This window comes from Sodalis-like endosymbiont of Proechinophthirus fluctus (assembly GCF_001602625.1).
Taxonomy (GTDB): domain Bacteria; phylum Pseudomonadota; class Gammaproteobacteria; order Enterobacterales; family Enterobacteriaceae.
Genome location: NZ_LECR01000090.1, coordinates 135,159 through 139,977, shown reverse-complemented (window position 1 = coordinate 139,977; position 4,819 = coordinate 135,159). Strand labels below are relative to the sequence as shown.

General features: G+C 48.7%; 5 protein-coding genes and 4 pseudogenes. 4 read left to right on the top strand and 5 right to left on the bottom strand.

From position 1 onward, the window contains the following. Nucleotides 1-54: 54 nt before the first annotated feature. The gene (locus BG74_RS09295) at nucleotides 55-300 is read left to right on the top strand and encodes a hypothetical protein (RefSeq protein WP_187202864.1); all 246 of its coding nucleotides are present in this window, start codon (nucleotides 55-57) and stop codon (nucleotides 298-300) included. Between the two features lie 189 nt (nucleotides 301-489). On the opposite strand, the gene rplY is transcribed toward BG74_RS09295, so the two are convergent. Together rplY and BG74_RS18490 are read right to left on the bottom strand one after the other, a co-directional pair. Beyond that, on the bottom strand, nucleotides 490-774 hold the full coding sequence (rplY, locus tag BG74_RS09290) for a 50S ribosomal protein L25 (RefSeq protein WP_066598032.1): 285 nt from the start codon (nucleotides 772-774) through the stop codon (nucleotides 490-492). A 732-nt stretch (nucleotides 775-1,506) separates the two neighbouring features. Beyond that, nucleotides 1,507-1,712: pseudogene (locus BG74_RS18490) on the bottom strand (NlpC/P60 family protein); the annotation flags it as partial. A gap of 332 nt (nucleotides 1,713-2,044) precedes the next feature. Between BG74_RS18490 and BG74_RS14505 the strand changes: the two are divergent. Continuing rightward, nucleotides 2,045-2,359 (top strand): hypothetical protein, encoded by a 315-nt coding sequence (locus BG74_RS14505; RefSeq protein ID WP_066598031.1) that lies wholly within the window; start codon nucleotides 2,045-2,047, stop codon nucleotides 2,357-2,359. 158 nt (nucleotides 2,360-2,517) lie between these two features. On the opposite strand, the gene BG74_RS14500 is transcribed toward BG74_RS14505, so the two are convergent. The 3 genes and pseudogenes from BG74_RS14500 to BG74_RS14495 form a co-directional block, all read right to left on the bottom strand. Beyond that, entirely contained in the window at nucleotides 2,518-2,667 is a 150-nt protein-coding gene (locus BG74_RS14500; protein ID WP_187202863.1) for a hypothetical protein, read from the bottom strand. Nucleotides 2,668-2,920: 253 nt separating this feature from the next. After that, nucleotides 2,921-3,367: a hypothetical protein gene (locus BG74_RS19985; RefSeq protein ID WP_187202862.1), complete on the bottom strand. Its 447-nt coding sequence runs from the start codon at nucleotides 3,365-3,367 to the stop codon at nucleotides 2,921-2,923. Nucleotides 3,368-3,670: 303 nt separating this feature from the next. Further along, nucleotides 3,671-4,020 (bottom strand): annotated as a pseudogene (locus BG74_RS14495) (elongation factor P-like protein YeiP); the annotation flags it as partial. Between the two features lie 55 nt (nucleotides 4,021-4,075). On the opposite strand from BG74_RS14495, the pseudogene BG74_RS18480 reads away from it, so the two are divergent. Both BG74_RS18480 and BG74_RS18475 read left to right on the top strand, forming a co-directional pair. Then, nucleotides 4,076-4,354 (top strand): annotated as a pseudogene (locus tag BG74_RS18480) (HPr family phosphocarrier protein); the annotation flags it as partial. A gap of 55 nt (nucleotides 4,355-4,409) precedes the next feature. After that, nucleotides 4,410-4,819 (top strand): annotated as a pseudogene (locus tag BG74_RS18475) (PfkB family carbohydrate kinase); the annotation flags it as partial.

Here is a 4,819-nt window from a genome sequence, read left to right as displayed (position 1 = left end):
GGAACCGGCTGTGGAAACAGCGTTAGCTAGGACGTTGAGACAGTCGTGAAAGTATTGGCAGAGTTGGTTATTGAAAATCTTGAAATTGGCGCCGAGGCAGGTAGGTTCGGTTGTCGGGGCAAGTTGGCACTCTTGCCGCGGTGGCGACCTATAAAGCTGTTTAAAGAAATGGGATCAGCTTTTGTTGAATCCTTGACCGAATCAGAGATAGGGTCAGGTTCGTTAAGTAAAGCGATGCAAGATTCGATGGTAGATAAAATAAGCACAAAATATAGAAAGAAGGTTGGCGAGAAAACTTAAAAAACCGTTGTGAATTCGCTGGATACGATACGAGTGAACATGAGAAAGCTCCGGTAGTCGGCGTTTAATACTGCGCGGCTAGCGCCGTATGTGAAGAGCTCCTAGAATAAAATAGCCCGAAAAATGGGCTGTTATCGGTAGAGATAAAAAAACGCCACACGATACGGCGTTTTCTTACGACGTAGTACGTTAAGCGCGAATGAAGTCGATATGGGTCAGTTTTGGCTTGAACGGATGGCGTTGCACCGCCCGTACCTTCACTTTGCTTTCTTTACCGTCGATGACTAGGGCCAGAACGTCGCTGTAAAAGCCTTTTTTGGTCTGGGTATTCAAGACGGTATCATGATCCAGCTCGATGGCTACTGGTGCTTCAGCGCCGCCGTAAATAATAGCCGGGAACTTGTTCGCGCGACGCAGGCGGCGGTTCGCACCCTTTCCCTGATCTTTTCGGATTTCAACGTTGATAGTTAACATAATTTTTCTCAAAACATGGAATTGAATCTGCTACAGGCGACCCAGTAGCAGGCAAGATAAACCTGCTTGCGAGTAAGCAGGCAGGGATTCTACCGGAATTACCAGCGTGGGGCAAACAAAACCCCGTCAGCCGATTAATTCATAACAGTGGTTGCAGAGGCATTGAGAGGCTCCAGGGCTAGCCGCCGTCTGTGCCTGTCTCCCTTGCTAGTAAAACTATTTTTATGGGGTATTTCCGTTTGAAACTGGTAACGACAGCGCTTCAGCGTACTGTTGAGCATCGCGTCATGATCTCACGCTGAAGTTGTTTTGGCCAGGCACTAGTGCGCCTGGCGGGTAATATTGGCCAACATGACTAATATCCTGGTCCAGCGTGGTAAGAGCGTATTTTTCGCGTCCTGTGCCGCTTGGCCGGAATCAGGCGAATTATTCTGCTTAACGCTGCGGATATGCCGGCTGTACAGCGATTAGCACTTGCTGTATCCGGATGAAAAAAGGGATAATGGGGTTTTGTGGCAACAATTACCAAATAATTAAACTACAGGGACAGGGCGGCGATGGCGATGTAGCCGATTAGGGATTTTTTAATTAAAAGTATTTAATTTTAAATATTAAATATAATTATTTTATATATTATTTAATTTACTGCAGGGTTGATTGGGGATAAAAAAGCCGCCTTATCGGGTATTTTTTCTCTCTTTAGGCAGTTAGAACATTCAATAAATAACTAAATTAACTCTTTGCCCCGTTGGGAAGCACCCGCCGGACTTCGCGATATTGTGGCTTCCAGTAACTCTCATTCAGGCTGGAAATCATCACGCTGCTGGCGTGGTGGGCGCATGAACAAATTGATCGTTAGCCAATAAGTACCCACATGGCGGCCCGTCCGTTGACTCGGCGCGGAACAACACCGAATTGCCCGGACGCAGCTTACCGCGTTAAATTTTGGATCCTATTTGACTAGACCTCGTTCATCAAGTGTGAGGTATCCACTCATACAATAGTTTCAAATATAGAAAAATAACGGACGGGACGTCGAGCGAATTTGAGGTTACTGTAATGAATAAATAAAGGAGAGCGAGGATTATTAGACGTAACCTTATAAATTTTAATGAAATAATTATTTGTAAGCGTGCATAGAATAGCATGGCGGGAATAATCGCATTCCTTAGGCGAAATCTACGCTGGCGCAGAGCAGCTGCGTGTGTGGCTTGCACTCACAGTGGCGCGGCGTGGCTACAGGCCTGCTTCCCGGCGGCGGGGATGGTACTTGTTAGTGGTGGATAATATTTTCTTATCCGTGTGGCTGATGACGTCGGCCGAACTTCGCCGTGCGCAGCAGATAGCGCTCAAGCCGATTCACCAGCGCATCATAACTGCCGCCCGGGGGGGTAGCCACAGTCCAAAAACAACCAGAAAGATGGACAGTGAACCCGACCGCGACATCAGTGAACCAGTGCATGCCGATAAGGATCCTCGGCGTCGAGAGGAAAATAACAATCAGTGTGCCTTGAAAACCATTTACAGTCAAAGAAATGCAGCATGCAGCATAAAGGCAGCGAAAATCATCATCAACATGCCGTGATCGCCAGGGAAGCTGTCGCTTGAATATTCTTTGGTAGGAATCTTGATCAGTTAGGGGCGATGCTGACGACGCTGGGCTTAGATTTGAAATAGAGTGATGGGCTGACATGCGTCACCAGCACCAGATGACCCAGATGGTTGAGCACCAGAGCAATGAGATCATGGCCAGTATGCGGCGTCGTCCGGCGGCATCGGCACGCAGATAGACGATGCCATCGCCAGCAATGAATGCAGCTCAAAGACGCGGTTATTATTGGTAATAACCAAAAAGTCGGCCAACAACGGATAGCGTACCGCCTGATGATTCATAGATGCCGCTGTCGAGTGCGCGAACCAGAAACTGTGATGCACATTCAAGAAACCAGGAAAACAACGCTATGCTGAGCAAGCTCAGCATCGCCATGGCAGGAAGGGAAGATATGGACAAAACACTTCTATAAAATAAGAATCTATTTTATATATAATATATATAAAATAGATTCTGGTCCGCGGTTTGGGAATAAATAAGCTGTATTCAGCCACTCACCGGAGGGCTGCGGCAAGGTTTCGCTGTGCAGGTCCATTACTCTAACAGTTTATCCGTAGCGTTCCTTCGCTCACCCATAGCACCCCTTATAATATGTTCCACCGGCGCCAGATGCGCCCATTCCAGCAGCCCCAAGGCATCGAACTGTGTTTCACTATCAAATATCCAGCCGCAGGCATAATAGCCCTGCCCCTGATTTGATGCTCGCCTTACAGCCTTGATTGCCCAGCAGGCTATTAACGCAGAACATGCAGCCATGGAGATCTCTTTAAGCGTCGCGCTGTTGTCGGCGAGCAGGACGCCATTCACCACGCCGATTTCGTCGTACCGATTAAGTACCAGGTCGGTCATCATTCCCTGGTGAGCGCGGTGAAACGCGCCAAAACCAATACAGACGATACTGCCGGCAAGGCGACGACGATCGTAGATCATAACCCGGCTGCTGCACCTGATCCGATAGTAGCAATGAGGCGAAGTTGGCATGGATTATCCTCCTTAGTAGAAGAGGCTCCTAGCGAAGGCAAGGTGGCAAGGTTGAGGAGAAAGTGAATTTTTTGTTAACATAGTAGATATTAAAAGTTAATTCGGCAAGCCGGGTAGCGTAAATACGCTTTTTTGTCAGGATAATATTAGCATAAGGGTACAGGCGATTTACCCGCTGCCCGGCACGTTAAACCGCCATCAGAGGGGGGAAGCTAACCATTGTGCTAGGGTTAGTCAGACTAGCGCTCTTGGCTGATGTGCTGCGGTTTAGCCGGCGCGGTGTGATAAACCGATGCAGTCCGATTAATCGGCGCGTCCCATATAGCGGCGTTCCGCCATGTGGATTTGGATACGCTCGCCGCTGATAAGGTATTCCGGCACTTGGATAACTAGACCGGTTGTCAGGGTGGCGGTTTTGGTACGCGCGCTGATGGAGACGCCTTTGATGCCCGGCGTGGTATCGAAGATATCCAGATCAACGGTCTGTGGCAGCTTTAGCGCTAGCACCGCGCTTTATTCATGGTCAGCACTTTTGCATGTCGGGAATACACCCTCAGGGATAAAAAGCAACTCATCTTCAATCTGATCTTTTTTGAAGATGTATAGGTGTAATCCTCGTCGTTCATAATAGAGTGCCGGTCATGATGCTGATAACAGTGGTGATGGCGGACGACCAAATGCTGCCGGACTATCTCGCCGCGCTACTGCTCTAGCAGTGCGCCGGAGCAGGCGAATCAACTGACCGTCAGATTTGTGGTGCGTAACGAGCATGGGTTACATACCCGACCAGGCAAGCACGGCGCCGGCCAGCGTGATCAAACAGTTTGACAGCGCCGTTACCGTTATCAATCTCGATGGCAGCAGAGTAAAGCCTGCCAATGGACAAAGTTTGATGAAAATAATAGCGCTTGGCTTCAAAAAAGTCATAAATTACGCTTTGCCACTGAAGGCAATACTGAAGGCAATGATGCCGAACAGGCACTGTAGGAAATAGGCGAGGCCATTGCCTCGGGTCTCGGGGAGGAGGGAGAGGCATGAGCCGATGTGTATAGTAACGATTACGCTAAATCTAGCTTACGATTTGGTAGGATTTTGCCTGGAAATCGAGCGTGGTGGAGTCAATCTGGTGCAAACTGCCGGGCTGCACGCTGAAAGGCATTAATGTCGCCAAGGTCCTGAATGATTTTGGCATCGACGTGGACCGTTAGCAGTTTTTTGGAAAAGAAAATCAGTACGGCTTCCAACTACTTTTTAGCGATCTAGGCATCGCCAATCATTTACAAGTGGTGCAGGGCCGGAGAGGCTTATCAATATCAAATTGATCGAAAAAGACGGCGATGTAACCGACTTTAATTTCTCGGCGGGGTTCACGGTCACGCCACAGGATTGGGATCGTTTCGTCAATGACTCGATCATACCTGGCTGGGCCAGTTCGACATAATAGCGGTCAGC

Coding starts and splice junctions, on each gene's coding strand:
- rplY (WP_066598032.1), bottom strand. CDS start 774: ATGTTAACTATCAACGTTGAAATCCGAAAAGATCAGGGAAAGGGTGCG.
- BG74_RS14500 (WP_187202863.1), bottom strand. CDS start 2,667: ATGAATCATCAGGCGGTACGCTATCCGTTGTTGGCCGACTTTTTGGTT.
- BG74_RS19985 (WP_187202862.1), bottom strand. CDS start 3,367: ATGCCAACTTCGCCTCATTGCTACTATCGGATCAGGTGCAGCAGCCGG.